Source organism: Sphingobium sp. WCS2017Hpa-17, from assembly GCF_031843765.1.
In the GTDB taxonomy this organism is placed as follows: domain Bacteria; phylum Pseudomonadota; class Alphaproteobacteria; order Sphingomonadales; family Sphingomonadaceae; genus Sphingobium.
Genome location: NZ_JAVTIV010000008.1, coordinates 100,231 through 126,150, shown reverse-complemented (window position 1 = coordinate 126,150; position 25,920 = coordinate 100,231). Strand labels below are relative to the sequence as shown.

28 protein-coding genes are annotated in these 25,920 nt (G+C 64.3%); 13 read left to right on the top strand and 15 right to left on the bottom strand.

The genetic code is table 11. The annotated features are described in order from the left end of the window. Positions 1-4 precede the first annotated feature (4 nt). Genes RQH62_RS13580 through RQH62_RS13570 form a run of 3 tightly spaced genes read left to right on the top strand, consistent with a single transcriptional unit; the run spans position 5 to position 1,529 of the window. Positions 5-412, top strand: coding sequence for a hypothetical protein (locus RQH62_RS13580; protein WP_311269269.1), 408 nt, complete (start codon positions 5-7; stop codon positions 410-412). Beyond that, positions 409-1,176 (top strand): HesA/MoeB/ThiF family protein, encoded by a 768-nt coding sequence (locus RQH62_RS13575; protein WP_311269324.1) that lies wholly within the window; start codon positions 409-411, stop codon positions 1,174-1,176. The genes RQH62_RS13580 and RQH62_RS13575 overlap by 4 nt, the downstream gene beginning before the upstream one ends. Further along, positions 1,164-1,529 carry a DsrE family protein gene (locus tag RQH62_RS13570; protein ID WP_311269268.1) on the top strand — a complete coding sequence of 122 codons (366 nt, stop codon included), beginning with the start codon at positions 1,164-1,166 and terminating at the stop codon, positions 1,527-1,529. The genes RQH62_RS13575 and RQH62_RS13570 overlap by 13 nt, the downstream gene beginning before the upstream one ends. 1 nt (position 1,530) lies before the next feature. Here RQH62_RS13570 and RQH62_RS13565 read toward each other — a convergent pair whose 3' ends face one another. Both RQH62_RS13565 and RQH62_RS13560 read right to left on the bottom strand, forming a co-directional pair. Beyond that, positions 1,531-1,707, bottom strand: a complete 177-nt coding sequence (locus RQH62_RS13565) for a hypothetical protein (protein ID WP_311269267.1) — start codon at positions 1,705-1,707, stop codon at positions 1,531-1,533. Positions 1,708-1,776: 69 nt separating this feature from the next. After that, on the bottom strand, positions 1,777-2,211 hold the full coding sequence (locus tag RQH62_RS13560) for a biopolymer transporter ExbD (RefSeq protein WP_311269266.1): 435 nt from the start codon (positions 2,209-2,211) through the stop codon (positions 1,777-1,779). Positions 2,212-2,385: 174 nt separating this feature from the next. On the opposite strand from RQH62_RS13560, the gene thrS reads away from it, so the two are divergent. Continuing rightward, positions 2,386-4,368 (top strand): threonine--tRNA ligase, encoded by a 1,983-nt coding sequence (gene thrS / locus RQH62_RS13555; protein ID WP_311269323.1) that lies wholly within the window; start codon positions 2,386-2,388, stop codon positions 4,366-4,368. 130 nt (positions 4,369-4,498) lie between these two features. Further along, positions 4,499-5,032, top strand: coding sequence for a translation initiation factor IF-3 (infC, locus tag RQH62_RS13550; RefSeq protein ID WP_184267118.1), 534 nt, complete (start codon positions 4,499-4,501; stop codon positions 5,030-5,032). A gap of 75 nt (positions 5,033-5,107) precedes the next feature. On the opposite strand, the gene RQH62_RS13545 is transcribed toward infC, so the two are convergent. The 6 genes from RQH62_RS13545 to pabB form a co-directional block, all read right to left on the bottom strand. Then, on the bottom strand, positions 5,108-6,223 hold the full coding sequence (locus RQH62_RS13545; RefSeq protein ID WP_311269265.1) for a zinc-binding dehydrogenase: 1,116 nt from the start codon (positions 6,221-6,223) through the stop codon (positions 5,108-5,110). A gap of 59 nt (positions 6,224-6,282) precedes the next feature. Further along, positions 6,283-6,954, bottom strand: coding sequence for a peptide-methionine (S)-S-oxide reductase MsrA (gene msrA / locus RQH62_RS13540; protein WP_311269264.1), 672 nt, complete (start codon positions 6,952-6,954; stop codon positions 6,283-6,285). Next, a complete protein-coding gene (locus RQH62_RS13535; RefSeq protein ID WP_311269263.1) occupies positions 6,941-7,105 on the bottom strand; it encodes a hypothetical protein in 165 nt (54 codons plus the stop codon). Before RQH62_RS13535 ends, msrA begins: the two co-directional genes overlap by 14 nt. Before the next feature lie 301 nt (positions 7,106-7,406). Beyond that, positions 7,407-8,609, bottom strand: a complete 1,203-nt coding sequence (locus tag RQH62_RS13530; protein ID WP_311269262.1) for a pyridoxal phosphate-dependent aminotransferase — start codon at positions 8,607-8,609, stop codon at positions 7,407-7,409. A 186-nt stretch (positions 8,610-8,795) separates the two neighbouring features. Beyond that, positions 8,796-9,419: an aminotransferase class IV gene (locus RQH62_RS13525; protein ID WP_311269261.1), complete on the bottom strand. Its 624-nt coding sequence runs from the start codon at positions 9,417-9,419 to the stop codon at positions 8,796-8,798. Between the two features lie 47 nt (positions 9,420-9,466). Next, positions 9,467-10,633 (bottom strand): aminodeoxychorismate synthase component I, encoded by a 1,167-nt coding sequence (gene pabB / locus RQH62_RS13520; protein WP_311269260.1) that lies wholly within the window; start codon positions 10,631-10,633, stop codon positions 9,467-9,469. A 92-nt stretch (positions 10,634-10,725) separates the two neighbouring features. On the opposite strand from pabB, the gene RQH62_RS13515 reads away from it, so the two are divergent. Further along, positions 10,726-11,115 carry a DUF983 domain-containing protein gene (locus RQH62_RS13515; RefSeq protein WP_311269259.1) on the top strand — a complete coding sequence of 130 codons (390 nt, stop codon included), beginning with the start codon at positions 10,726-10,728 and terminating at the stop codon, positions 11,113-11,115. 78 nt (positions 11,116-11,193) lie between these two features. On the opposite strand, the gene RQH62_RS13510 is transcribed toward RQH62_RS13515, so the two are convergent. Then, positions 11,194-11,631, bottom strand: a complete 438-nt coding sequence (locus tag RQH62_RS13510) for a thioesterase family protein (RefSeq protein ID WP_311269258.1) — start codon at positions 11,629-11,631, stop codon at positions 11,194-11,196. Between the two features lie 258 nt (positions 11,632-11,889). On the opposite strand from RQH62_RS13510, the gene RQH62_RS13505 reads away from it, so the two are divergent. From RQH62_RS13505 to RQH62_RS13485, 5 genes are all read left to right on the top strand, one after another. Beyond that, on the top strand, positions 11,890-13,125 hold the full coding sequence (locus RQH62_RS13505) for a YceI family protein (RefSeq protein WP_311269257.1): 1,236 nt from the start codon (positions 11,890-11,892) through the stop codon (positions 13,123-13,125). Beyond that, positions 13,125-13,472, top strand: coding sequence for a Rap1a/Tai family immunity protein (locus RQH62_RS13500; protein WP_311269256.1), 348 nt, complete (start codon positions 13,125-13,127; stop codon positions 13,470-13,472). The genes RQH62_RS13505 and RQH62_RS13500 overlap by 1 nt, the downstream gene beginning before the upstream one ends. Positions 13,473-13,614: 142 nt before the next feature. After that, positions 13,615-14,985: a class II 3-deoxy-7-phosphoheptulonate synthase gene (locus RQH62_RS13495; RefSeq protein ID WP_311269255.1), complete on the top strand. Its 1,371-nt coding sequence runs from the start codon at positions 13,615-13,617 to the stop codon at positions 14,983-14,985. Between the two features lie 155 nt (positions 14,986-15,140). Continuing rightward, on the top strand, positions 15,141-16,757 hold the full coding sequence (locus tag RQH62_RS13490; protein ID WP_311269254.1) for an inorganic phosphate transporter: 1,617 nt from the start codon (positions 15,141-15,143) through the stop codon (positions 16,755-16,757). Positions 16,758-16,820: 63 nt separating this feature from the next. Continuing rightward, the gene (locus RQH62_RS13485) at positions 16,821-17,789 is read left to right on the top strand and encodes a transporter (protein ID WP_311269253.1); all 969 of its coding nucleotides are present in this window, start codon (positions 16,821-16,823) and stop codon (positions 17,787-17,789) included. A gap of 64 nt (positions 17,790-17,853) precedes the next feature. Here RQH62_RS13485 and RQH62_RS13480 read toward each other — a convergent pair whose 3' ends face one another. After that, complete coding sequence (locus RQH62_RS13480) at positions 17,854-18,738, bottom strand: bestrophin family ion channel (protein ID WP_311269252.1); 885 nt, start codon at positions 18,736-18,738, stop codon at positions 17,854-17,856. 155 nt (positions 18,739-18,893) lie between these two features. Between RQH62_RS13480 and RQH62_RS13475 the strand changes: the two genes are divergently transcribed. Next, the gene (locus RQH62_RS13475; protein ID WP_311269251.1) at positions 18,894-20,207 is read left to right on the top strand and encodes a dicarboxylate/amino acid:cation symporter; all 1,314 of its coding nucleotides are present in this window, start codon (positions 18,894-18,896) and stop codon (positions 20,205-20,207) included. Then, the gene (locus tag RQH62_RS13470; RefSeq protein ID WP_311269250.1) at positions 20,204-20,830 is read left to right on the top strand and encodes a Pr6Pr family membrane protein; all 627 of its coding nucleotides are present in this window, start codon (positions 20,204-20,206) and stop codon (positions 20,828-20,830) included. The genes RQH62_RS13475 and RQH62_RS13470 overlap by 4 nt, the downstream gene beginning before the upstream one ends. Here the strand turns inward: RQH62_RS13470 and RQH62_RS13465 are convergent. From RQH62_RS13465 to serA, 5 genes are all read right to left on the bottom strand, one after another. After that, positions 20,793-21,362, bottom strand: a complete 570-nt coding sequence (locus RQH62_RS13465; RefSeq protein WP_311269249.1) for an NADPH-dependent FMN reductase — start codon at positions 21,360-21,362, stop codon at positions 20,793-20,795. The two genes, RQH62_RS13470 and RQH62_RS13465, sit on opposite strands and share 38 nt — an antisense overlap. Before the next feature lie 61 nt (positions 21,363-21,423). Further along, positions 21,424-21,606 carry a hypothetical protein gene (locus RQH62_RS13460; protein WP_120251698.1) on the bottom strand — a complete coding sequence of 61 codons (183 nt, stop codon included), beginning with the start codon at positions 21,604-21,606 and terminating at the stop codon, positions 21,424-21,426. A 4-nt stretch (positions 21,607-21,610) separates the two neighbouring features. Next, the gene (locus RQH62_RS13455; protein WP_311269248.1) at positions 21,611-22,900 is read right to left on the bottom strand and encodes an adenylosuccinate synthase; all 1,290 of its coding nucleotides are present in this window, start codon (positions 22,898-22,900) and stop codon (positions 21,611-21,613) included. Positions 22,901-23,035: 135 nt separating this feature from the next. Then, positions 23,036-24,166, bottom strand: coding sequence for an ATP phosphoribosyltransferase regulatory subunit (locus tag RQH62_RS13450; RefSeq protein WP_311269247.1), 1,131 nt, complete (start codon positions 24,164-24,166; stop codon positions 23,036-23,038). Between the two features lie 155 nt (positions 24,167-24,321). Beyond that, positions 24,322-25,902 (bottom strand): phosphoglycerate dehydrogenase, encoded by a 1,581-nt coding sequence (serA, locus tag RQH62_RS13445; RefSeq protein WP_311269246.1) that lies wholly within the window; start codon positions 25,900-25,902, stop codon positions 24,322-24,324. Positions 25,903-25,920 lie beyond the last annotated feature (18 nt).

Below are 25,920 nucleotides of genomic sequence, written 5' to 3'. Positions count from 1 at the left end.
TGCGATGACGATGCTGCTTTCGCTGATGCTGGCTGCAACCCCGGTGGCGGCGACCGCCACGCCGCCGATGCCGCAGGATTTGAGCAGCATTCCCGTGATCGACGGCTGGCTGGGGCGCAAGATTTCGCCGCGCTGGTCGGAGGATGTCGCCCGCCTCTATCGTCGTGGAGACTGTAGCGGCGCGGTCAACCATGACGGGTCGCACCTGCTGGAGATCGACATGCTGTTCCTGCTGTCGGGCGACGGCAAGCCGCTGAAGATCGCACCGGTCAATGTGCACTGCCCCGACGTGGAGAAATTCGTGAGCAGCCGTATCCTGGGCACGTTGCGCAACAGCTTCCCCAAGAGCGGCGCGACGGAAGCCTATTGGATGCGCTCGCAGGTGCGCTTCCTATGGTCCGACGCGCCGTGACGCTGAGCGATGAGCAGCTGGAACGCTATGCCCGGCATATCATCCTGAAAGAAATAGGCGGCGCGGGCCAAGCCCGGTTGCTGTCCGCCGATGTGGCGGTGATCGGCGCGGGCGGCATCGGCAGCCCGGCCATTCTTTTTCTGGCCGCGGCCGGGGTCGGCACCATCCGGGTGATCGACCATGATGCGGTCGCGCTATCCAACCTGCAACGGCAGATATTGTTCGGCACGGCCGATGTAGGCGCACCCAAGGCGGAAGCGGCGATGGCCGCCGTCGCCCGGCTCAATCCGGACGTGAAGCTGATCCCCATCAATGCGCGGATCGACGCGACCAACGCCGATCTGCTCCTGCGCGAAGCCGATGTGGTGCTGGACGGCTGCGACAATTTCGACACGCGGCTGGCGGTGGCGGACGCGGCCCAGCGGTTGCGCATCCCGCTGGTGTCGGCGGCGGTCGGGCCTTTCGAAGGGCAGATCGCCACCTATCGCGGATGGGAAGCGGACAAACCCTGCTATCGTTGTCTCGTCGGCGCGCCGGAAGATGCGCCGGAGCGCAACTGCGCCGAAACCGGCGTGATCGGCGCACTGACGGGCGCGATGGGTAGCCTCGCCGCGCTGGAGGCGATCCGCGCGCTGGTGCCGTTCGGTACGGACATGGCTGGACGGTTGCTGATCGCCGACCTGCTGTCGATGCGGTTCCGCACGCTGGATGTGCCCAAAGACCCGGCCTGTTCCGGCTGCGCCGCCGCACTATGCGTGGACTGACCATCGTCGTTACCACCGCCGATGCGGAGCGGCTGCGCGGCGCGCTGGTGCTGGCGGCGGCGCAGGCGGCGCTGGGTGGCGCGGCGGCGATCTTCCTGCAACTCGATGCGGTGGCGTTGCTGAAGGCGCCGCTGGCCGCTCCGCGCGATACCGATCATCGCGCGGCGGGCCTGCCCGATCTGGCTATCTTGCTAGCCGATTCGCTGGCCTTGGGCGTGGCGATCTCCGCCTGCCAGAGCGGGCTGGCGCTGAGCGGCATGTCGGCGGCGGAACTGCCTGACGGAGTCAGTGTCGGTGGACCGATCGGCTTCCTGCAAAAGATGGACGATGAAACGCGCCTGCTGATGGCGTAATTTATCGCAGAACCGGCAGGTAGCGCCAATTGCCCTGACTATGATGCCGGGCGGACGGCGCAGCGTCGAAGCCGGGGATGCCGGAGCCGTCCGATGCCGGAAGGGTCGCCATATGCGCCACGCCCCAGACTGCGCCCAGGCAGAAGAAGGCGATCAGACCATAACGAACCGATTTCATGCGCCCTGCCCCCTTTCCATGCCGCCCTGTCTACAGGCGGTACAGACGGGGGACAAGGCACAGAGGCTGTTAGAAGTCCCGGTAGCGTTCGTTGCCGACGAAGCCCAGATTGGTGACGCCTGATCGTTTGATATCGGCCAGCACTTCATCGACGGTCAGGTAGCGGGCGTCTGCCTCTGGCTGGAACTGCAATTCCGGTTCGACCGGTAGGCGCAACGACGCGGCCAGATAGTGGCGCAATGTCAGCCGATCGATTGCTGCGCCGTTCCAGCGGATCACGCTGCCCGCATCGATCGTCACCTTGTTCTTGACCGGATCCATCCGGATCGGCTGCTCCTTTGCCGGCCCCGGCAGGTCGATGCCGATGCTGTGCGTCTGGATCGGGATGGTGATGATGAACATGATCAGCAGCACCAGCATCACGTCGATCAGCGGCGTGGTGTTCAGATCGGAAATGGGCGTCCCCTGATCGCCCGATCGGGGCATTGCAAAGCTCAAAGCCATACGTCCCTCCTTATACTGAAAATATGATATATCAGCACATTCATGATGCGCCGCCTGTGGCATCTTGGCAAGAGGGGTTCTATTGACAGGACCGACCGCCCATTTATGGGGAAGGCGCGGCTATTTCGGGCCGCGCAATCATGCCATTTCACAGAAAGACCACCCGTGTCCGCCATGCTCAAGATCACCCTGCCCGATGGTTCCGTGCGCGAAGTCGCGCCCGGCACTACCCCGGCGGATATTGCAGCGGCGATCGGGCCGGGTCTGGCCAAGGCCGCGATCGCCGCGCGCGTCGACGGCGAACTGCGCGATATCGGTCGCCCGCTGGAGCAGGATTCGCAGCTTGCGCTGGTGACGAGCAAGGATGAAGCCGACGCGCTGGAACTGGCGCGGCACGACTTCGCCCATGTGCTGGCCGAAGCGGTGCAGAGCCTGTTCCCCGGCACGCAGATCACCTTCGGCCCGGCGACGGACGACGGCTTTTATTATGATTTCGCGCCTAGGGATCGGCCCTTCACCGAGGAAGACCTGCCCGCGATCGAGGCGGAGATGCGCAAGATCATCGCCGCCAACAAGCCGTTGCGCCGCGAAGTCATCGCCCGCGACACGCTGATCGCGCAATGGGAAGCCGCTGGCGAAACCTTCAAGGCGCAATGGGCCGCCGAACTGCCGCCGGGCGAGGAACTGACCGTCTATCATTCGGGTGACGGCTGGTACGACATGTGCCGCGGCCCACACCTTGCCTCCACCGGCCGGCTGGACCCGGCTGCCTTCAAGCTGACCCGCGTGTCGGGCGCTTACTGGCGCGGCGATCAGAAGAACGCCATGCTGTCGCGCATCTACGGCACCGGCTGGCTCAACAAGAAGCAGCTGGCCGAGCATCTGACGCGGCTGGAAGAGGCGGGCAAGCGCGACCATCGCAAGCTGGGCGCGGAAATGGACCTGTTCCACCTGCAACAGGAAGCGCATGGGTCAGTCTTCTGGCACCCCAAGGGCTATCTGATCTGGCGCGAGCTGGAAGCCTATATGCGCCGCGCAATCGACGATGCGGGCTATCGCGAGGTGAAGACCCCGCAGGTGATGGACGCGCGCCAGTGGGAAACGTCCGGCCATTGGGGCAAATATCGCGAAAATATGTTTGTGATTCCCGACGAAGTGCCGAATGTGGACGATGAAGGCCCGCTGGTGTCGGACGATGCCGACTGGATGGCCTTGAAGCCCATGAACTGCCCGGCGCACGTCCTGATCTTCCGTCAGGGGATCAAAAGCTATCGCGACCTGCCGCTGCGTTTCTACGAAAATGGCTGCTGCCACCGCAACGAGCCGCATGGCGCGCTTCACGGCCTGATGCGCGTGCGCCAGTTCACGCAGGACGACGCGCATATCTTCTGCCGCGAAGACCAGATCGTCGAGGAAGTCCGCGCCTTCTGCGCGCTGGCCGACCGCATCTACAAGGATTTCGGCTTCACCTACTCGATCAAGCTGGCGCTGCGCCCCGAAAAGCGCTTCGGCAGTGAAGAGATGTGGGACAAGGCGGAGAATGAACTGCGCAACGCCGTCGCGGCCGCCGGGCTCAATACGCCCGAATATGGCTGGGAAGAATTGCCGGGCGAAGGCGCCTTCTACGCGCCCAAGCTGGAATGGCATCTGACCGACGCGATCGGCCGCACCTGGCAGGTCGGCACGATCCAGTCGGATCGCGTGCTGCCCGAACGACTCGACGCCAGCTATGTCGGCGAAGATGGCGAACGGCACCGCCCGGTCATGCTCCATCGCGCCATTTTCGGCAGCTATGAACGCTTCATCGGCATATTGATCGAACATTATGCGGGCAAATTCCCGCTGTGGCTCGCCCCGGTACAGGCCGTCGTCGCGACCATCGTGTCGGACGCGGACGATTATGCGAAGGCTGCCGTAGAGAAACTGCGCGCTGCCGGTATCCGTGCCGAAATCGACGTACGCAACGAGAAGATCAACTACAAGGTGCGCGAGCATAGCCTCGGGAAAGTACCGAATCTTCTGGTCGTCGGCCGCCGTGAAGCGGACGAAGGCACGGTGGCCCTGCGCGAACTGGGCAAGGAAGGGCAGAGCTTCCTTTCGCTGGATGATGTGATCGAGCGTCTTGCAAAAGAGGCCAAGGCACCCGATATGCAGTGAGGCAGAAATGCCGCAAGGTTGCGTGATTCCGTTACTGCGGAGGCACGCACCCCTTTCGGCCTTGCATAAAAGCCGCTAAGAGCCCCTCGTTTCTGCAACGACCATAGGAGATACTGCTATACGTCCCCCGATGATGCGCCGCCCGCTGGCGCCGCCGCCGAAGTCCGGCCCTCGCTATAATGAGTTCATTACCGTGCCCAAGGTGCGCGTGATTGATGACGAAGGCGAAAATCTCGGTGTGATGTTTACGCAGGAGGCAATCGAGCAGGCCTATGAGGTCGGCCTCGACCTGGTCGAAGTCTCCCCGAACGCCGATCCGCCAGTCTGCAAGTTCCTGGACATCGGCAAGTTCAAGTACGAGGCCCAGAAGAAGGCGAATATCGCCCGCAAGACCCAGAAGACGCAGGAACTCAAAGAGATCAAGATGCGTCCGAACATCGACGATCATGACTATGATACGAAGATGAAGAAGGTCCATGACTTCATTGGCGACGGCGACAAGGTGAAGATCACCCTGCGTTTCCGTGGACGCGAACTCAGCCACCAGCAGCTCGGCATGGCCTTGCTCCAACGCGTGGCGGAAAATGTGGCCGAAATCGCGAAGGTCGAAGCCTATCCGCGCATGGAAGGCCGCCAGATGCTGATGGTGCTGGCGCCGAAATAAGGCGTTCGATCGATACGAACCGCAAAAGGGCGGGGTCTGGATGCAGACCCCGCCCTTTTTGGTTTGTCCGCCAGTCTATCCGTTCGGCACCAGCAGATATTTCTCGCCCGTGCGCCGCGCATTATAGGTCAGCACGGCGTCGCGGGTCAGCGCATCCTTGAGCGAGATATGCGCCTTGTAGCCGCTGGCGAAGGTCGTGGTCAGACTGTCGCGCACCCGCGCGCGCATCCTCTCCGCCACCTCTGGCGCAGCGCTTTGCAGGAAGGGGAAGAGCAGCCAGCCGCCGACATTCCAGCTGAAGCCGAAGCTGCGGTTGAGAATCGTCGGCCCGGTATCCAGCGCGCCATAGATATAGGCGCTCTTCGCGCTGTTGGACCCGTAGCGGCTATAGTCCTGCCCCTCCGACGCCACCTGCTCCATCGCGTGCAATATCTGTCCGACCAGCGTTCCGCCGCCGATCGCATCGAAGGCCAGCGTCGCCCCCGTAGCCCGCAACGCCACGCGCAGATCCTCGCCAAACGTCTCGCTGCTGCTGTCGATAACATGCTCGGCGCCAACCCCCTTGAGCAGCGCGACCTGCGCCGGGTTGCGCACGATGTTGACCAGCGGCACGCCATCTTCCCGCGCGATTCGGACCAGCATCTGGCCCAGATTGGAGGCGGCGGCGGTGTGGACGATCGCGCTGTGCCCATCGCGGCGCATGGTTTCGACAAAGCCCAGCGCGGTCAGCGGATTGACGAAGGCGGACGCGCCCTGCTCGGCACTGGCCTCATCCGGCAAGGGCATGACCGTTCGGGCGTCGACGATACGATATTGGGCGAACATGCCGCCCGGCACACAGGCCACGCGCTTGCCCAGCAACGCCTGTGCTTGGGCCGAATCGCCGGCGGCGATGACCGTGCCCGCCCCTTCATTGCCGACGGGCATCGCCTGCCCGACTCGCGCCGCCATGGCCCGGCGCGCGCCATCGGGCATCTGCGCGACGATTCGCCCGTCGCCATAATCGGCATTGGCGACATCGGCCGGCCCGAACAATAGACCGAGGTCCGACGGGTTGATCGGCGCAGCCTCGACCCGGATCACGATCTCATGCCCTTGCGGCGGCGGCAGGCTTTCCTCCGCCAGTTCGACGATCAGCCGCTCGTCGTCGGTCAGGGTGGATAGGATCTTGAGGCCGTGCGTGTCGCTCATGCTGCTGCTCCCGTGATGATGAAAGGCAGGTAGGGACTGACGGCGCGATAGCAAGCCGATCAGGCGGACGGCTTATCGCGATATAATGTCGGAAACATTGCCTTCAGCGCCGCCAGCTTGGGCGCGTCCCAGCGCATGATGTAGGGATGGCGCGGGTTTTTCCGCATGAAGTCCTGATGGTCGCGGGCGGCGTCCTGAAAGCCGGTGAACCGCTCCACCTTTGTCACGATCGTCCCCTGCCACAGGCCGCTCTTGCCCAGTTGCGCCAAATAGGCGCTGGCCGCTTTCGTCTGCTCATCGGTCAGCGGGAACAGCGCGCTGCGATATTGGGTGCCATGGTCGGGCGCCTGATAGTTCAGCGTCGTGGGATCGGCGATGACCGAGAAGAAGATGCGCAGCAGCGTGCCATAACTGACCTGTTGCGGGTCATAGGTGACTCGCACCGCTTCGGCATAGCCAGTGTCGCCACCGCTGACCGCCGCATAATCGACGCGACGACCGCGTGGTCCGCCGGCAAAGCCTGCGACAGCGAGTTGGACACCTTTGACGTGGGAAAAGACGCCCTCCACGCCCCAATAGCAGCCGCCGGCGAAGACGGCCGTTTCCAGCGCGCGCGTGGGCGCGGCATCGATGGTCGGGACAGGAGCGAAGATGGCGCGCTCTGCGCGCACGGGGGTGGCGACGGCCAGCGCCGCCAGAGCAGTCAGGACAAGGCGATCAGAGCGCCGCACCGGTGTCGGAAGCGCTGGTCGAGGTCGCCGCGATCGCGGTCGAACCCAGGACCGGAGAGTCCTCCGGCTGGAGCATGAACATGCCCACCGCGCCAATGGCGAACCCGCCCAGGAAGCGCAGGAACAGGTCGGACTTCAGGAATGCCAACATGGCAGACGCCTTTCTCATATTTCTCTCAGGCCAATTCGGCCTGCCGACTAGCTCCATGCGTCTTGCCCCTGACTGAACGGCCCATCACCCGTGAACGGGTTTCGACCAATGCCAGCAATAGAACGACGAAGGGATGCAGCCTTTTAATCAGTTTCTCTATGCAACGGGCATATAAGCCATGCCGCGTCAATCGCAAGACGGTGCGGCGCGAAAAACACCGTTTCCATTTTATGACATATCGGAAAAGACCGGCGCTTTCACGCCGGTCTTTCCGGTGTCGCAGACGCGAAGTGGCAGACGCTTATTTCAGCGCGGCGCAGGCTTCCTGAATGCGGGTACAGGCCTTCTTCAGCACCTCGTCCGAGGTCGCGTAGCTGATGCGGAAGGCCGGCGACAAGCCAAAGGCGGCGCCATGCACGGCGGCGACCTTGGCTTCATCCAGGAAATAGCCGATCAGCGTTTCGTCGCTGTCGATCCGCACGCCCTTGGGCGTGGTCTTGCCGATCACGCCGCTGGCGTCGGGATAGACGTAGAAGGCGCCTTCGGGCGTCGGGCAATCCAGGCCCGGCGCGTCGTTCAGCATGGCGACGACCATGTCGCGGCGCTTGCGGAACACGCTGTTGCGCTCTTCCAGGAAATCCTGCGGGCCGGTCAGCGCGGCAACGGCGGCGGCCTGGCTGATCGAGCAGGGATTGCTGGTCGACTGCGACTGAAGCTTGCTCATCGCCTTGATGATCCATTCCGGGCCACCGGCAAAGCCGATGCGCCAGCCGGTCATGGAGAAGGCCTTGGAACAGCCATTGACCGTCAGCGTGCGGTCATAGAGTTCCGGGCAGACCTGCGCGATGGTGGCGAAAGGGGTCGAGGCGTACCAGACATGCTCATACATGTCGTCGGTCATCACCAGCACATGCGGGTGGCGCAGCAGCACATCGGCCAGCGCCCTCAGCTCATCGGCCGAATAGGCCGCGCCCGACGGGTTGGACGGCGAATTCAGCATCACCCACTTGGTGCGCGGCGTGATTGCGGCTTCCAGCTGGGCAGCAGTGATCTTGTAGCCCTGCGACGCCGGGCCTTCGATGAAGACCGGCTTGCCGCCCGCGAAGTTCACGATATCGGGATAGCTGACCCAGTAAGGCGCCGGGATGATGACTTCATCGCCCGCATCGACGGTCGCGACCAGCGCGTTGAACAGGGTATGCTTGCCGCCCGAATTGACGCTGATCTGGCTGCGCTTGTAGATCAGGCCATTGTCGCGCTTGAATTTGAAGGCGACCGCTTCCTTGACGTCGGCGGTGCCGTCCACGTCGGTGTAGCGGGTCAGGTTCTTGCGAATGGCTTCAATGCCCGCTTCCTTGACGAAATCGGGCGTATCGAAATCGGGCTCACCGGCGGAGAGGCCAATAACGTCCACACCTTCGGCTTTGAGCGCGTTCACGCGGGCGCTCATGGCGAGCGTGGCGGACGGCTGGATGCGACCGAGGGCAGCGGAAGTCTGGCTCATGGTAATAATCTTTCTCCAGAGCGATTTCAAAGCAGGCATGTATTGCCTGCTGGCTTGGAAATCGCGGCCAAAAACAATGAATCCCCGAGGCCCGCAATAAGGCGGACGCGGAGCGCCTTAATCCGCAACGGACGATCCGGCAACCGGCCAGATAGCGCTTATTGGCTTTACGGCAGGATAGTGTGGCTATCGGGCTAAAGTCGCCGCGACCATGCCGCGCGACGCATTGCCGATGAAGAAGCCGCGCTCCAGATCATGGACGCGCAGATCGCCCTCCACCGCTTCGCCCATCTCGATCAGGCTGCGGCGCAATATGCCCGGCAACAGGCCCCGCGAGAGCGGCGGCGTCACCAGCTTGTCGCCGCGCTCCACGAAGATGGAGGAGAAACAGCCTTCGGTGACATAGCCGGCCGCATCGATCAGCAGCACTTCATAGGTGCCGCCCCGCTTCAGCGCATCCTTGTAGAGCGCGCGATCCGTCGTCTTGTGCAGCAGCCGCTGGTCGTCCGCCGGTGCATGGCGCGGCACGACGGCGACCCGCATGATCGCATCGGGCCAGGTGCGATGGTCGCGCACCTCGATCGCCAGCGATCCGCCGCGCGACGCCATCAGCCGCACCCGGCTGCGCTCACGGAGGCGGAAGGTCGCGGCCTGCAGCTCATTGCGCACATCATGGCGATCGAACTGGAAGCCGAGCGCGTTCGCGCTCGCCTTGATCCGTTCAAGATGCAGGTCCAGCAACCTGATGCCTTCGAGCGGGTCGAAAGCCATGGTTTCCAACAGGTCGAACCGTCCGTCAGCCAATGCCATTGAAATTTCTCAAGCTCCACAGCGCCAAAAGTCAAGCGCCCCAAAGATCATAGATGCGAAAGGAACCGCCCTTTGGCCAGACATTCCGCCCATTCGGAGGCGCAATCCGAATCCGCGACGACGCCGGAGCCAAGGCCCAGCCGCCCCATAGCCGCCCCCTCTTCGATCGAAAGGGTGCGGATGGCAACGTTGAAGGCGGCGTCACCCTCCGGATCGATCCAGCCCATCGTGCCGGTATAGACGCCGCGCGGATGCGGTTCGACCGCGTCGATAATTTCCATCGCCCGCACCTTGGGCGCGCCGGTGATGGACCCGCAAGGGAAGAGCACGCGCAGCACGTCCACCGGCGACAGGCCGGGCAATATGCGGGCGCGCACGGTCGACACCAGTTGGTGCACGGTCGGATAGGTTTCGACCTTGAACAGGTCGGGCACGGTCACGCTGCCGGCCTGCGACACGCGCGACAGGTCGTTGCGCAGCAGGTCCACGATCATCAGATTTTCGGCGCGCTGCTTGGTATCGCTTTCCAGCCATGCCATCTGCGCGGCATCCCCGGCCGGATCGGCGGCGCGGGTCGCGGTGCCCTTCATCGGCCGGGCGGTCAACTGGCCGCGCACCTGTGTGAAAAAGAGTTCGGGCGAAAAGGACAGGATCGACTGGCCGCCCGTGCGGATCACCCCGCCATAGCCCGCCGCCGCGCGCGGCCGGATCGCGGCATAGAGCGCCAGCGGATCGCCCGCCACGTTTACGTCGCAGGGGAAGGTCAGGTTGACCTGATAGATATCGCCGGCGCGGATATAATCCTGCACCTGGGCAAAGGCGGCGGCATAGGCAGCCTCATCGACCAGCGGGCGCAGCGGACCGACCGTCGCGCCCGACGGATCGGGCAGCAGGCCGGGCAGGTCGGCGGACGGGATCAGCCGCACCCCTTCGAACAGGCCGAACCAGAGCAGCGGCGCGCCATTGCCGTCATGGCGCCGGGCAAGCGGCGCCAGCCGATCCTCCAGCGCCAGCCCAGCTTCATAAGCCATATAGCCTGCCACATGCAGCCCCTGCTCGCGCGCCTCGGCTAGTTGGTCCAGCGCTGGCTGGATCTGCGCCATGCTGCGCGCAACGATGACCGCAACCGGGTCTCGATAGAGCCGCGCCGGCGCGGCGCGCGCGCGGGCATCGTCGAACAGGCAAAATTCTTCATCGGGTCCGGGCAGGCGCATGGCGCTTCCTAACAGACTTTACGATCAGCGGAAGGCGATATGGCGGCGGCCCATGGTTGCAGGCGATCGACAAAGCCCCTAGCTGACGGGCCATGAGCGATCCCATGCCCCGCGAAGACAGTGCCGGCGACCGCCCGGTCGCCCCCGCCATCGGCCATGGGCTGCGCGGCCGGTGTCCGGCCTGCGGCGAAGGACGGATGTTCGCGCGCTTCCTTAAGCCCACGCCGGCCTGCCCGACCTGCGGGCTGGCGCTGGACGGGCATCAGGCGGACGATTTCCCCGCCTATATCGTGATATTGCTGCTGGGGCATATCTTGGTGCCCTTGATGATAGAGGTCAATTTCGCGCTCGCCATACCGCTGGGCTGGCAGGCAGTGATATGGCCTGGCCTTGCGATCCTGTTGGCGGTGGCGATGATCCAGCCGGTCAAGGGCGCGGTCATCGCCGTGCAGTGGAGCCGGCGCATGGCGGGCTTCCGCTAAGCAACGCGCCAGACGATCATAAATTCGCGCGACCGCCGTTCGTTTCGAGCGAACGGATCAAGGCAAAGCTCTTTCGCTCTAATCCGGCTGGCGCAGGAAGTTCAGTTCCATCGCCTCGCGCAGCGTATCGTCGATCGACCGGCGGCCTTCGGCGCCATGGGTGACGACCGTGGTGTCGCAGGTCGCCACGCACACGCCCTTCTGGAAGCCGGCCGAACTGATCGTCCAACTGGTGCGGCCGATATGGCCGATCGCGCAATGCACTTCGAACGGATAGGGAAAATGCGATTCCTCGACGAAGTTCAGGTTCACATTCGCCACCAGCCAGCGCACGCCCTGTTCCTGTGGATGGCGGCCCATATGGTGATGGAACCGAATGCGCGCGGTTTCGAAGATGCTGGAAATCGCCACATTGTTGATATGGCCCATGGTATCGAGATCCTGGAACCGCGTGTCGATGCTGGTCACGAAGCGATAGGCTTGCGGGTTCAGACGCCAGGATTCGGGTTTGGCCATGTCCTGCTTTGTCCCTTATTATGATCGTGCCTAGCCTCTTAACCCGGATGACGGGTGATGCAATCATACCCGCAAAAAGTGACGCCGGTGCGGCCTTTTGGACACATAGGGCGGGCATGTGGCAACGCAGCGTTTCCGGCATGCCCGATGGACTAGACCCGGCGACCATCCTAGTTTCGCGATCGATATGATAACAGGAAAACGCATCGCGTGAAGCGGCCGACCGGACCGGCTTTGCGATGTGCAAGGGAAACGAGCATGCAACGCTATAGCCGGGTCGCCATCTTCCTTCATTGGGCCATCGCCGCCCTGCTCGCCTTCCAGATCGCCGTCGGGTGGGCGCTGGAGGATCTGGGGTCGCATGGCTTCTTCCTTTATCAATGGCACAAATCGGTTGGCATGCTGATCCTCGCGCTGACCATCGCACGCATCGCGGTCCGCTATTGGAAGCCACGCCCGGCCAAGCTGGAGGGCGGTTGGCAGGGCGCGCTCGCCTCGGCCGTGCATGTCGGCCTTTACGCCTTCATGCTCGGCGCGCCGCTGACCGGCTGGGCGCTGGTATCGACCGCGAAGGTCAAGGTGCCGACCCTGCTCTTCGGCGTCCTTCCCCTGCCCCATCTGCCGCTGCCCGCGGCGAGCCACGCGCTGGCCGAAAACGGCCATGGTCTGCTCGCCTGGATCGGGATCGCGCTCTTTCTGCTGCATGTCGCGGGTGCGCTGCGTCATCATGTGATGATGGGCGATGGCCTGATCTGGCGCATGATACCGGGCCGATCGCCGGTCCTGCTGGTCGGCCTGCCCGCGCTGATCGCCATCGGCTTCCTCGCCGGCCGCGCAATTCTGCCTGCGCCGCAGGCCGCCACCCCCGCGCCCGTCGCAGTAGAAGCGGACAATGCGGTGGAAGAAGAGAGCAACGTGGCGGAAGCCATCAACGTCGCCGCGCCGGCCGACAATGCCGCCGCCAACGAAACGCAGGCCGCCGTCAAAGAACCCGCCGGCCCGCCCCCGGCCTGGACGGTGCAACCCGGCGGCCGCATCGGCTTTTCGGTCGGCAATGATGGCGACACGATCAGCGGCAGCTTCGCCAAATGGACCGCCGCCATCGTCATGGACCCCGATCATCCCGACAGCGCCGACATCAAGGTGACGATCGACATGGCGTCGGCCAGCGTGGGCGACGCCTATAAGGACGGCATGCTGCCGGGCGACGAGTTTTTCGGCGTCGCTGCCCACCCGACCGCGACCTTCATCGCCAAGGGCGCGGAGGCCACTGGCCCCGGCAGCTACCGCGCGCGCGGCACGCTGACGCTCAAGGGCGTGTCGAAACCGCAAAGCATCCGTTTCACCCTGTCCGGCAAGGACGTCACCCGCAAGATAGCGGGCAGCGCCACCATCGCCCGTGCGCCTTTTGGCGTGGGCAATGGCGACAGCAGCAATGGCCTCGCCCCGCAGGTGGCGGTGACGTTCGCTTTCACGGCGAAACGGAAGGACTGATGCGCCTCTTCCTCCTCCCCGTCGCCCTCGCGGCCGCATCCCCGACCCCAGCAACGGCACAGGCGTTCATGTTCGAAACCGGCACCACCCTGCTCGGCAAATGCCGCAACAAGGCGCCGGAATATGCGCTCGCCTGTACCGCTTACATCGTCGGCGTGGTGGATGGCATCCGCAAGGACATGTTCATCGGTCGCGCGCGCCCGGTCTGCTGGCCCGACCGGATGAGCGCCGACGACGCCCGCAAGACCGTCATCGCCTATCTCGAACGCTGGCCCGACCAGCGCAAGGCGCCCGCCTCGGTCCTCGTCAGCGTGGCCTTGAACGAGCGCTGGCCCTGCACGAAATAGAGTGAGCCGACCAAGTTCTTTCGGCAGCCTGATCGCGACAATTCATTGCGCGCATCCATGGCCTAACTGGTACATTCTTGCCTTGCCTCCCGCTAAAGCGTAGGGGCGGCCCCTATTTTATCTAGTGCGAAGGAGACTCGACGTGGCGGCGAAGTGGACGCCGGAAAGCTGGCGGGAGCATAAGGGCATCCAGATGCCCTTTTATCGGGATGCAGACGCTCTGGCGTCGGTAGAGGCCCAGCTTGGCCAGTTTCCGCCCCTCGTCTTTGCGGGCGAGGCACGGAATCTGAAGGCAGACCTGGCTAAGGTCGTCACCGGCGACGCTTTCCTGTTGCAGGGCGGCGATTGCGCGGAAAGCTTTGCCGAATTCCATCCGAACAATATCCGCGACACGTTCCGCGTGCTGCTTCAGATGGCGGTGGTGCTGACCTTCGCGTCGAAGCTGCCGGTGGTGAAGGTCGGCCGCATGGCGGGCCAGTTCGCCAAGCCGCGCTCGGCCGATACCGAGACGATCGGCGGCGTGGAACTGCCCAGCTATCGCGGCGACAATGTCAACGACATCGCCTTCACGCCCGAAGCCCGCGAACCGAACCCGCAGCGCATGGTGCAGGCCTATAACCAGTCGGCGGCAACGCTGAATCTGGTGCGCGCCTTCTCGACCGGCGGCTATGCGTCGCTGGATCGCGTCCATGGCTGGATGCTCGATTTCATGGGCCGCTCGCCTTGGGCCACGAAGTTCGAAGCGATGGCCGACCAGATCGGCCAGGCGCTCGACTTCATGCGCGCCTGCGGTCTGGACGCGGAATCTGTGCCGCAGCTTGGCGGCACAAGCTTCTACACCAGCCATGAAGCATTGCTGCTGCCGTTCGAACAGGCGCTGACCCGTCAGGACAGCCTGACCGGCGACTGGTACGACACGTCGGCCCACATGCTGTGGATCGGCGACCGCACCCGTTTCGAAGGGTCGGCCCATGTCGAATATCTGCGCGGCATCGGCAATCCGATCGGCCTGAAATGCGGCCCCAGCCTCGAGCCGGACGCGCTGCTGCGCCTGCTCGACACGCTGAACCCGGCGCGGGAAGCCGGGCGCATCACGCTCATTACCCGCTACGGCCATGACAAGATCGAGGCCGGCCTGCCCAAGCTGGTACGCGCCGTTCTGCGCGAAGGTCATCCGGTCATCTGGTCGTGCGACCCGATGCACGGCAATGTCATCAAGGCAGCCAATGGCTACAAGACGCGGCCGTTCGACCGTATCCTGGCCGAAGTGCGCGGCTTCTTTGCCGTGCACCGCGCCGAGGGCAGCTTCGGCGGCGGCATTCATGCCGAGATGACCGGGCAGAATGTGACGGAGTGCACCGGCGGCGCCATCGCCATCACCGACGAAGGTCTCGCCGACCGTTACCACACCCATTGCGACCCGCGTCTGAACGCGGCGCAGAGCCTGGAGCTGGCTTTCCTGCTGGCCGAAATGCTCAACGAAGAACTGAAGGAACGTCGCGCCGCCGCGTGACCCCTCTATCAATCGGGGCGCCATGACGATCATGGCGCCCCGGTAGATATGGCGCTCAACTGGCGCATCCGGTGAACAGCGTTGCAACCAAGCTGTCACGGTCCCGGCCTAGCAAGAATTCAGCCACATTCTTGCCCGAGCGGGAGACGATTCGGATGAACGCGACGATAGCCATTAATGGCGCCATGGAGGGTAGCCCCGGCCGGCCCGATCTTGACAAGGGACTGGGGCTGGTCGGCACCATCGGCTTCGGCGCCGCCATCCTGACCGCCCTGATCTATGTCGCCTACAGCATCTATGCCGACGCCAGTTCGGCCGGGGTGCAGGCAACCACCTACCTGCCCTTCATCCTGCTGTTCATCGCCCTGCTGATCGCGCTGGGCTTCGAATTCGTGAACGGCTTCCACGACACGGCCAATGCGGTCGCGACGGTGATCTACACCAACGCCATGCCCGCCAATGTCGCGGTAGTCTGGTCGGGTTTCTTCAATTTCCTGGGCGTGCTGCTGTCCACCGGTGCCGTCGCTTTCGGCATCGTGTCGCTGCTGCCGGTCGAACTGATCCTGCAAGTCGGCTCCAATGCCGGCTTCGCCATGGTGTTCGCGCTGCTGATCGCGGCGATCCTGTGGAACCTTGCCACCTGGTGGCTGGGCATCCCCTCCTCCTCGTCGCACACACTGATCGGGTCGATCATCGGCGTCGGCGTCGCCAATGCGATGATGCACGGCAAGAGCGGCACAGCCGGTGTCGACTGGAGCAAGGCCACGGAAATCGGCCAGGCGCTGCTGGTGTCGCCGCTGATCGGCTTTGGTGTCGCCGCCCTGCTGTTCATCGCCATGAAGGTCTTGATCCGCAAGGAAGAACTGTATCAGGAACCCAAGGATGGCGTGCCGCCGCCGCTGTGGATCCGCGCGCTGCTGATCTTCACCTGCACCGGCGTCAGCTTCGCTCATGGTTCCAATGACGGTCAGAAGGGCATGGGCCTCATCATGCTGATCCTGATCGGCACCGTGCCCACCGCCTATGCGCTGAACCGCGCCGTACCGGAACGCTATACGGTCGAATTCCACCAGAACAGCGTCGCCGCCGCCAATGTGCTGGGCGCCGTCCCGGCCGGAGGCAGCGACATCGTCGCCGCGCGCAAGGCCGTCACCACCTATATTGCCGACAAGAAACTGTCGGACGCCACCATCCCCGCGCTCGCGACTGTGATCCGCGACGTCGATCGGCAGGTCGGTGAATATGGCTCGCTGGCGCAGGTGCCGGCTGCCGCCGTCAGCAATATCCGCAACGACATGTATATGGCCTCCGAAGCGATCAAGCGCCTCGGCAAGGACAAGGAAGCGCAGTTGTCCGCCGCCAGCAATGAAACGCTGGCCACCTACAAGAAGTCGCTGGATGCCGGCACCCGCTTCATCCCGACCTGGGTGAAGGTCGCGGTCGCCTTCGCGCTCGGCCTGGGCACCATGGTCGGCTGGAAGCGGATCGTCGTCACCGTTGGCGAGAAGATCGGCAAGTCGCACCTCACCTATGCGCAGGGTGCCTCGGCCGAACTGGTCGCGATGGGCACCATTTTCGGCGCGGACCATCTGGGCCTGCCGGTGTCGACCACCCATGTCCTCTCGTCCGGTGTCGCCGGCACGATGGCGGCCAACCGGTCGGGCCTGCAAATGAGCACCATCCGCAACCTGCTGATGGCCTGGGTGCTGACCCTGCCGGTGTCGATCGCGCTGGCGGGCGGCCTCTACATGCTCTTTTCCCAGATTTTCTGACGGGAGCGGCATACGACAAACGAGCAGACACCCCTTTTTCAGGTTCCCGTGCCCGGACAGGGCATGGGGCCTGGTCTTATCTGGGGTCTCGACTTTGCGGGCGACGGCGGCATCAGCCCCGTCGCCCGTTGCGATTCCGATACGGGCGGCCGGTTCCGCTGGCTGCACCTGAACCTGGCCGACCATGGCACGCGGCAATGGATTTCGGCGTCCGATCAATTCTCTCCGCAGATATGCGACCTGCTGCTGGCGCCCGATACGCACCAGCGCGCGCTGGTGGACGGGGATAGCGTGGGCTGCGTGCTGCATGATTTCGAGCGCGACTTCGACGTCGCCGATACCGAGCGGGTCGGCGCGCTGCGCATCGCGCTGACGCCGACATTGATGCTGACGACGCGGCTGCATCCGCTGCGGTCGGCCGATATCGCGCGCAGCCGGCTGGAGCGCGGCGGCGGCGCGACGGTCAATGGCCCGGCGCAGGCGCTGGATCTGCTGGTCGGCGCGATCACCGCCAATATCGCGGAGATCGCCCGCACGCTCAGCCATGACGTACAGGGTGCCGAAGACGCCTTTCTCGACGGCCATCATCCACCCGAACCGCGAGACCTGATGCGCATCCGCCGTCGCCTCGCCCAGATTCACCGGCTGCTGACCGGCATGCGCGGCGTGTTCCAGCGGCTGGAGGAGGATGAGGAACTGCCCGCAGCGCTGCTGCCCACGGTGGAGAAGCTGGCGCAGCGATTGCAGGCGATCGACGCCGACATATTGGGTGTGCAGGGCCAGTTGCGCCTGCTGCGCGACGAGGTGGATATTCAGGCGGCACAGCGCACTAACCAGAATCTCTACATCCTGTCCATCATCACTGCGCTGATGCTGCCCGCGACGCTGGTGACCGGCCTGTTCGGCATGAACACCGGCGGGATGCCGCTGGCCGACGGGCCGCACGGCACATTGGTCGCGACCCTGATCGCCGGTAGCGCGGCGGGCGTGACTTACTGGTTGCTGCGGCAGATGGGATTCATGCGCCGCTAGAGCATTTTGAAGTCATCTGGAACAGATGACGGCTCGCAAAATGCGGAAAACAAAGGACTCTAATTTACCATAGCACCCCGCGTACCGGCGCAACAGGTTCGGGCGCGGGATCACCGATCGACTGGAGCAAGTCGATCTCGATCGTGCGGCACATGGCAGTCAGCGGCACGTCATGCACGCTGTCGGCAAAGGGATCGGTCAGGTCGTCGCCGATCCGCAGCACCGACATGAACATAAAGCCCGCCACCGTCGACCCGAGCGGCGTGGCGAAGCCCAGCGATTCGACCAGCCCGATCGGCAGCAGGATACAGAAGAGATGGGTGAAGGCGGTCGGGATGAAGCGATATTGATAGGGCAAGGGCGTGTTCTTCAGCCGCTCCATGCCGCCCTGCGCATTGGCGATATCGACCAGCACGGCCTCCATCTGGCTCTGCTGGATGGTGTCGATCCAGCCTTCGCGCCGCGCCATGTCGATCCGGCGACCGGTGCTGTCGAGCAGGCCGTTGGCTGGGTTGCTGCGGGCCAGCGCCTTGCCCTTGTCCTCTTCACGCAGAAAGCCGGTAACATCCTCGCCGATCGGCTGGCGCCGCAACTGGCAACGCAGCGCATTCACATAGGCGATCTGCCGCTTGACGATCTCACGCTTCAGATCCTTGGCCTCCGGGTCCGGCAGGAAATTGCGGGTGGCGCGTGACAGACTGCGCGAGGCGTTGATCATCGCGCCCCACAAGACGCGCCCTTCCCACCAGCGCTGGTAACTGCTGTTCGACCGGAAACCCAGAAACAGCGCCAGCGCCGAACCGAAGATGGTCAGCGGCAGCGAGGGCGCCTTGAACGGCAGCACATAATAAGCGATCGTCACGGCGCAGTCCCAGACGAACAGCGCGGTCAGCGGCTTCCACACTTCGGAAGCGATCCGGCGCATGCTGGGAACGGCATCGACTATCATGCAAAACTCCTGATCATGAACCGGCGCAACGCCTAATGGCCCGCAAATGCTCCGTTGATGCCATAGCGAAACGAAACATTGCTGCGACTGCAACCTGCACAGTTGCAGGTCGTTGAACAACAATCGAACAGGCGGCGGGGCAATAGGAGACAGGCATGACCAGCGACGCGGCCGACGCCGGCCAGAAGAAAGCGGCCCTGTCGCTCCAGTGGCAGATGCTGGCCGGCTTTCTCATCGGGCTGGTCGCGGGCCTGATCGTCTATATGGCGGCACCCGACGCGCGCTGGGTCGATGGCGTCACCACCTATGTCACCGGGCCGATCGGGCAGGTCTTCCTGCGGCTGCTGTTCATGCTGGTCATACCGCTGCTGGTGTCGGCGCTGATCGTGGGCATTGCCGAAATGGGCGAGTTGCGATCGCTGCGCCGGGTGGGCTTGCGTACCCTTGTCTACACGCTGGTCGTGTCGGGCATCGCGGTGGTGCTGAGCCTGGTTCTGGTTAACCTGTTGCGGCCGGGCGCCGGGGTCGATCCTGCGCAGGCGCAGGCGTTGCTGGCGGATGCCGGGCAAGGGGCGAAAGCGATTCTCAACCGGGGCGGCGACACGCCTACCGGGGTGGAAGCGGTGCTGGCCATCATTCCCGACAACATCATCGCGGCGATGGCTGGCAACGACATATTGGCGGTGATGGGCTTCGCCCTCTTCTTCGGCATCGGGCTGGTGCTGGTGCAGACGAAGGAAACGCAACTGCTGCTGAGCGCGATGGAGGGATTGTTCGAAGTGACGATGCGGCTGATGGGCATCGTCATCCGCCTCGCTCCGATTGCCATCGCCTGCTTCATGTTCAACCTTGCCGCGCAGTTTGGCTGGGATCTGCTCATCCGCCTGTCCGCCTATGTCGGCGTGGTGTTGCTGGCGCTCGCGCTCCAGATGTTCGGGGTCTATTCGCTGCTGATCGCCTTCATCGCGCGTCGGTCGCCGCTGCGTTTCTTCGCAGCAGTGCAGGAGGCCAGCGTCATGGCCTTCGCCACCGCCTCCTCCAACGCGACCCTGCCCACCGCCATCCGCGTGGCGGAGGAGAAGCTGCATTTGCCCCGCCGCATATCGCGTTTCGTCCTGACCATCGGCGCCACCGCCAATCAGAATGGCACCGCGATGTTCGAAGGCATCACCGTCATCTTCCTCGCGCAATTTTTCGGCGTGGACCTCAGCCTGACGCAGCAGTTGATGGTGATGCTGGTCTGCATATTGGGCGGCGTTGGGACGGCTGGCGTGCCGGCGGGATCGCTGCCGGTGGTGGCGATGATCCTCGGCATGGTCGGCGTGCCGCCAGAGGGGATCGGGCTGGTGCTGGGCGTCGACCGTTTCCTCGACATGTGCCGCACCGCGCTCAACGTGACGGGCGATCTGGTCGCTGCTACGGTGATCTCCGCAGGTGAGGATGACGGGCGGGAGGCCGGGCAGGCGTGACGGGAACAGTGGGACGAGTCGGCGCGGCTGTCGTGGCGCTGACCGCGTTAGCGGGGCTGACGATCCAGTATCGTGCAACGATGGCGCAAACCGGATCGGCGACGGAAACGCTGTGGATATTGCTGCGCTTCTTCACCATCCTGACCAATGGTGTAGTGGCGCTGACCTTCGGCGCAGTGGCGGTTGGCCGGCGGGTGACGCCGCGCTGGCTGGGCGGCGTGCTGCTCGCGATCCTGCTGGTCGGCATCATCTACGGCCTGCTGCTACGCGGCCTGCTGTCGCTCAGTGGTTGCGCGTTGCTGGCCGACACGCTGCTGCACAAGGTGACGCCGCTGCTGGCGCCGCTCTGGTGGATCGCCTTCGCCCGCAAGGGGCGGCTGGGACGTCGCGATCCGTGGATCTGGGCGATATTTCCGGCGGCCTATCTGCCCTATGCCCTGCTGCGCGGGCTGGCAGAGGGCCATTATGCCTATCCGTTCATCAATGTCGCGAAGCTGGGGATGGGGCAGGTCGTGATCAACGCGCTGCTGATCGCGATCGGCTTCGTGCTGGCGGGCTATGCGCTGGTCTGGATCGACGGGCGGTTCAGCGGGCGGCCTTCGCGGCTTCGCCCCACCAGATAAGGTTTTTCGCAAAACCGGCGAAACCCCGCTCCAAAGCAGCCCCGCCTTCGCCCTGCGGCTGCGCCTGCTCATCCAGCGTCTGGCCGATCTGGCCCACGCTCAGCCGCTCCGGCACGATCGCCATCCCCATGGCCGACAGCGTCACCGTCCAGTCGGCATGGCTGTTGACGCCGGCGAAGCGGCCCGCCGAATAACTGGCAATGGCAGCGGGGCGACGATCAAATTCCTTGAGATAATGATCGACCAGATTCTTGAGGCCCGGCTGCATGCCCCGATTATATTCGCCCGCGACGAAGACGAAGGCGTCGGCAGCGGAAAGACGGTCGGCCAGTTTCGCCATGACGGCCGGTGCTTCGCCGGCAGGATAGTCGCTGTAGCGCAGATCGAGCATCGGCAGATCGACCGCCTTGGCATCGACCAGTTCGGCCTTGTGGCCCAGCCCCTCAAAACCCCGGATCAGATAGTCGGCCAGCCGGATGCCAAGCCGGCCGCGCCGATAGGAACCATAGAGGACGAGGATGTCGAGCGCCATGCGAAGCCTTTCCTGTTGTGATGGGAAGGCTTGTCGCACCGGCGCCCGGCAACGTCCACTCTTACCGCAGCTTGGCGATGTTCAGCCCGTCTTCCTTTGCGCGGGCCTTGGTCGACTCCTCGCTGCGGGTCAGCGCCTTGGCGATCGCCTTCAGCGCCATGCCCTTCTTGGCCAGCGTGTGCAGCTTCTGAATCTCATCCTGAGTCCAGGGCTGCTTGTGCCGTTCGAAGCGATCGCCTGCCATGTTCTTAATCCGCGAAGGGGTCGCGGACGAGGATGGTGTCCTCGCGCTCGGGCGACGTGGAAACCAGCGTGACCGGGCAACCGATCAGCTCTTCGATCCGGCGGATATATTTGATCGCCTGCGCCGGCAGTTCGGCCCAGCTACGGGCGCCGGCGGTGGTGTCCTGCCAGCCTTCGATATCCTCGTAGATCGGCTCGGCCTTCGCCTGATCCTGCGCATGGGCGGGCAGATAATCGAACGTCTGGTCGCCGATCTTGTAGCCGACGCAGATTTTCAGCGTGTCGAAGCCGTCCAGCACGTCCAGCTTGGTCAGCGCAATGCCGGTCACGCCCGACACAGCGACCGACTGGCGCACCAGCACCGCGTCGAACCAGCCGCAGCGGCGCTTGCGGCCGGTGACGGTGCCGAACTCATGGCCGCGTTCGCCCAGCCGTTGGCCGGTGGCATCATCCAGTTCGGTCGGGAACGGGCCGGAGCCGACGCGGGTGGTGTAGGCCTTGACGATGCCCAGCACGAAGCCCGCCGCATTGGGGCCAAGGCCGGTGCCGCTCGCCGCCGTGCCCGCCACCGTGTTGGACGAGGTGACGAAGGGATAGGTGCCATGGTCGATATCGAGCAGCGTGCCCTGCGCACCTTCGAACAGGATGCGCTGGCCCGCCGCCTTCGCCTTGTTCAGCGTCAGCCAGACAGGCTTCACGAAGGGCAGGATGAAGGCGGCGATTTCGGTCAGGTCCGCCATCAGCTGAACGCGGTCGATCGGCGCTTCGCCGAAACCAGCCCGCAGCGCGTCATGATGGGCGGTCAGCCGGTCGATCTGAAGGTCGAGGTCGTCCAGATGGGCGAGGTCGCATACGCGGATGGCGCGGCGGCCGACCTTGTCTTCATAAGCCGGGCCGATGCCGCGGCGGGTGGTGCCGATCTTGCCGGCTCCGCTCGCGTCTTCGCGCAAGCCGTCAAGGTCGCGGTGGAAGGGCAGGATCAGCGGGCAGGTTTCGGCGATCTGGAGGTTGCCGGGGTTAATCTCGACCCCCTGCCCCTTCAGCTTGGCGACCTCATCACGGAAATGCCAGGGGTCGAGCACCACGCCATTGCCGATGACAGACAGCGTGCCGCGCACGATGCCCGACGGCAGCAACGACAGCTTGTAGACCTTCTCACCCACGACCAGCGTATGGCCGGCATTATGCCCGCCCTGGAAACGGGCGACAACGTCGGCACGTTCCGATAGCCAGTCGACGATCTTGCCTTTGCCTTCGTCGCCCCACTGAGCGCCGATCACGGTCACATTTGCCACAGATACAGTCCTCCGCCCGCCGAGCGGACCGGCCATGCCCTTCGACGGGACTCGGCATGCCGGTGGGATAATGGGGCGCGTGGTGCGCCCTTGATGCGGGGCGCGGGTTAGCCGCGCTGCCCCGATGAAGTCAAGTCAATAGGCGCGCGGCTCCGCGCCATCCAGCCAGTGCGAGCAACGCTGGGCCGCGCCGTCCTCACCATCCGCCAGCGCGGCGACAGTGTGCCATCCCTCCGCTCGCAACTCTGCGGCGCGGTCGGCATCATGGCCGAGCGGCAGGAACAGGCGCTTGGGGCTTTCGCCGCCGAACCCGGCGTCGATCAGCGGATCGGGATAGAGCGAGAATCCCATGGCCGGCTCGTCCGCGCCATCGGCGCGGGCGATGGCATAGCTGCCGCCACGGCCGATTTCGCCGATGAATCCCTCGGCAAAGATGGAGAAGCCGAACCAGTTCTGAAATTCGAATCCATGCCGTTCGGTCGGATCGAGCGTCAGGGTGATGTCCCAGCCGATCGGCCTGGCGATGGCGCGCAGGCCCGCGATGCGGCTGTCGATCGCGCCGCCGACGCTGGCGCTGAACGCTTCCAGCTGTTCCATCGCCGCGTGAAAGGGGCCGGTCGCTTCGATGAGCGGCAGATAAGCGGCGGCGGCCGGGCTGATCGCGGCCAGTGCGCCGGCATCCTTGGCGTCCAGCTCGGTGCGCACAGCCTCCACCTCATTGGCCGCGAGCGGCAGCGGGCCGGCGGCCAGCGCGTCGATCAGATCGGGCAAAGTGAAGTCGATGGTGATGCCGGTGACGCCGGCGGCCTGCAACGCCTCGATCGCGATATTGACGATCTCGACCGCGGCAGCGGCACTGTCGCTGCCGATCAGTTCGGCGCCCAATTGCATCTTCTCGCGCTCGGGGCGGAGCTGGCTCGCCTTCTGGCGGATGACCGGGCCGGCATAGGACAGGCGCAGCGGGCGCGGCGCAGCACGCAGGCGTGTGGCGGCGATACGGCCGACCTGCGCGGTCATGTCCGGGCGGAAGGCGAGGCTGCGCTGCGACACCGGATCGACCGCGCGGACCAGATCCTGCGCGCGCATCGACTTCAACCGCTGGGTCAGCGTATCCTCGAACTCCGCGAGCGGCGGCATGACCCGCTCATAACCATGGGTCGCCACCGTATCGAGCACGCGGCGCGCCAGACGCGCGGAGGCTTCGGCCTGCGGCGGCAGGCGGTCGGAAAGGCCTTCGGGCAAGAGGCTGGGCGGGATCATGGTCATGGGACAGGCCCTTTAGCGGATAATGCTATCTTATCCAGCCTCCGTTCGTCCTGAGTAGCCATTGAGCGAAGTCGAAATGGCGTATCGAAGGATGCTTCGATGCGAGGCTTCGACAGGCTCAGCCTCTACTCAGCACGAACGGAATTTGTAAGCTGTTATGCGAAACGCAGCAGCTTCACCTGCTTCACGCCGGTGAGGTTGCAGATTTCCCAGCGCAGCGGTTCGGTGACGGTGCCGTCGACCGACAACAGCAGCACGGCTTCGCCGCCCTGATTGCGACGGCCAAGATGGAAGGTGCCGATATTGACGTCCGATTCGCCCAGCTTCGACCCCAGGCGACCGATGAAGCCCGGTGCGTCCTGGTTGACGATATAGAGCATCGTGCCGTCCAGATCGGCTTCCACCTTGATGCCGAACAGTTCGACCAGACGCGGCTGGGCGTGGCCGAACAGCGTGCCGGCAACCGACTTGTCGCCATTTTCGGTGGTGACGGTGACGCGCACCAGCGTCTGGTAATCGCCTTCGCGGTCGTGGCGCACTTCGCGAACGTCCAGGCCGCGTTCCTTCGCCAGGAAGGGCGCGTTGACCATGTTCACCGTGTCCGAATAGACGCGCATCAGGCCGGCGAGAACGGCGGCGGTGATGGGCTTCTGGTTCAGTTCGGCGGCATGGCCTTCAACTTCGACGGCAACGCCGCTGATCTGGTCGCCTTCCAACTGACCGATAAGGCTGCCCAGCTTTTCCGCCAGCGCCATATAGGGCTTGAGCTTGGGCGCTTCCTCGGCGGACAGGCTGGGAACGTTCAGCGCATTGGTGATGCCGCCGTCCAGCAGATAGTCGGACAGCTGATCGGCAACCTGCAACGCCACATTGACCTGCGCTTCGTCGGTCGACGCGCCCAGATGCGGGGTACAGATGAAGTTGGGCGTACCGAACAGCGGCGATTCCTTGGCCGGTTCGGTCTGGAACACGTCGAGCGCGGCGCCCGCCACCTGACCCGAATCCAGCGCGTCCTTCAGCGCAGCCTCGTCGATCAGGCCACCACGCGCACAGTTGATGATGCGCACGCCCTTCTTGGTCTTGGCCAGATTTTCCTTCGACAGAATGTTGCGGGTCTGGTCGGTCAGCGGCGTGTGCAGCGTGATGAAGTCGGCCTTCGCCAGCAACGTATCCAGATCGGCCTTTTCCACACCCATTTCGATGGCGCGTTCCGGCGTCAGGAAGGGATCGAAAGCGACGACCTTCATCTTAAGGCCCAGCGCGCGGGTGGCGACGATCGAACCGATATTGCCGGCACCGATCAGGCCCAGCGTCTTGCCGGTGACTTCCACGCCCATGAAGCCGTTCTTGGGCCACAGACCCTGCTGCGTCTGCGCGTTCGCCTCGGGCAACTGGCGAGCAAGCGCGAACATCAGCGCGATGGCATGTTCGGCGGTGGTGATGGAGTTGCCGAACGGCGTGTTCATCACGATCACGCCCTTGGACGAGGCGTAGGGGATGTCGACATTGTCGACGCCGATGCCGGCACGGCCGATGACCTTCAGGTTGGTCGCGGCGTCCAGGATTTCCTTGGTAACCTTGGTGGACGAACGGATCGCGAGGCCATCATAGTCGCCGATGATGGCGATCAGTTCTTCGGGGGTCTTGCCGGTGATGACGTCGACTTCGACGCCGCGCTCCTTGAAGATTGCGGCGGCGCGGGGGTCCATCTTGTCGGAAATAAGGACTTTGGGCATGGATTTGATCCTTGAATC

What these genes read in the sequence shown, in the direction of transcription:
- RQH62_RS13580 (WP_311269269.1), top strand. Translation starts at nt 5, where the DNA reads ATGACGATGCTGCTTTCGCTGATGCTGGCTGCAACCCCGGTGGCGGCG.
- RQH62_RS13570 (WP_311269268.1), top strand. Translation starts at nt 1,164, where the DNA reads ATGCGTGGACTGACCATCGTCGTTACCACCGCCGATGCGGAGCGGCTG.
- RQH62_RS13565 (WP_311269267.1), bottom strand. Translation starts at nt 1,707, where the DNA reads ATGAAATCGGTTCGTTATGGTCTGATCGCCTTCTTCTGCCTGGGCGCA.
- RQH62_RS13560 (WP_311269266.1), bottom strand. Translation starts at nt 2,211, where the DNA reads ATGGCTTTGAGCTTTGCAATGCCCCGATCGGGCGATCAGGGGACGCCC.
- thrS (WP_311269323.1), top strand. Translation starts at nt 2,386, where the DNA reads ATGCTCAAGATCACCCTGCCCGATGGTTCCGTGCGCGAAGTCGCGCCC.
- infC (WP_184267118.1), top strand. Translation starts at nt 4,499, where the DNA reads ATGATGCGCCGCCCGCTGGCGCCGCCGCCGAAGTCCGGCCCTCGCTAT.
- RQH62_RS13545 (WP_311269265.1), bottom strand. Translation starts at nt 6,223, where the DNA reads ATGAGCGACACGCACGGCCTCAAGATCCTATCCACCCTGACCGACGAC.
- RQH62_RS13535 (WP_311269263.1), bottom strand. Translation starts at nt 7,105, where the DNA reads ATGTTGGCATTCCTGAAGTCCGACCTGTTCCTGCGCTTCCTGGGCGGG.
- RQH62_RS13530 (WP_311269262.1), bottom strand. Translation starts at nt 8,609, where the DNA reads ATGAGCCAGACTTCCGCTGCCCTCGGTCGCATCCAGCCGTCCGCCACG.
- RQH62_RS13525 (WP_311269261.1), bottom strand. Translation starts at nt 9,419, where the DNA reads ATGGCATTGGCTGACGGACGGTTCGACCTGTTGGAAACCATGGCTTTC.
- pabB (WP_311269260.1), bottom strand. Translation starts at nt 10,633, where the DNA reads ATGCGCCTGCCCGGACCCGATGAAGAATTTTGCCTGTTCGACGATGCC.
- RQH62_RS13515 (WP_311269259.1), top strand. Translation starts at nt 10,726, where the DNA reads ATGAGCGATCCCATGCCCCGCGAAGACAGTGCCGGCGACCGCCCGGTC.
- RQH62_RS13510 (WP_311269258.1), bottom strand. Translation starts at nt 11,631, where the DNA reads ATGGCCAAACCCGAATCCTGGCGTCTGAACCCGCAAGCCTATCGCTTC.
- RQH62_RS13505 (WP_311269257.1), top strand. Translation starts at nt 11,890, where the DNA reads ATGCAACGCTATAGCCGGGTCGCCATCTTCCTTCATTGGGCCATCGCC.
- RQH62_RS13500 (WP_311269256.1), top strand. Translation starts at nt 13,125, where the DNA reads ATGCGCCTCTTCCTCCTCCCCGTCGCCCTCGCGGCCGCATCCCCGACC.
- RQH62_RS13490 (WP_311269254.1), top strand. Translation starts at nt 15,141, where the DNA reads ATGAACGCGACGATAGCCATTAATGGCGCCATGGAGGGTAGCCCCGGC.
- RQH62_RS13485 (WP_311269253.1), top strand. Translation starts at nt 16,821, where the DNA reads ATGGGGCCTGGTCTTATCTGGGGTCTCGACTTTGCGGGCGACGGCGGC.
- RQH62_RS13480 (WP_311269252.1), bottom strand. Translation starts at nt 18,738, where the DNA reads ATGATAGTCGATGCCGTTCCCAGCATGCGCCGGATCGCTTCCGAAGTG.
- RQH62_RS13475 (WP_311269251.1), top strand. Translation starts at nt 18,894, where the DNA reads ATGACCAGCGACGCGGCCGACGCCGGCCAGAAGAAAGCGGCCCTGTCG.
- RQH62_RS13465 (WP_311269249.1), bottom strand. Translation starts at nt 21,362, where the DNA reads ATGGCGCTCGACATCCTCGTCCTCTATGGTTCCTATCGGCGCGGCCGG.
- RQH62_RS13460 (WP_120251698.1), bottom strand. Translation starts at nt 21,606, where the DNA reads ATGGCAGGCGATCGCTTCGAACGGCACAAGCAGCCCTGGACTCAGGAT.
- RQH62_RS13450 (WP_311269247.1), bottom strand. Translation starts at nt 24,166, where the DNA reads ATGACCATGATCCCGCCCAGCCTCTTGCCCGAAGGCCTTTCCGACCGC.
- serA (WP_311269246.1), bottom strand. Translation starts at nt 25,902, where the DNA reads ATGCCCAAAGTCCTTATTTCCGACAAGATGGACCCCCGCGCCGCCGCA.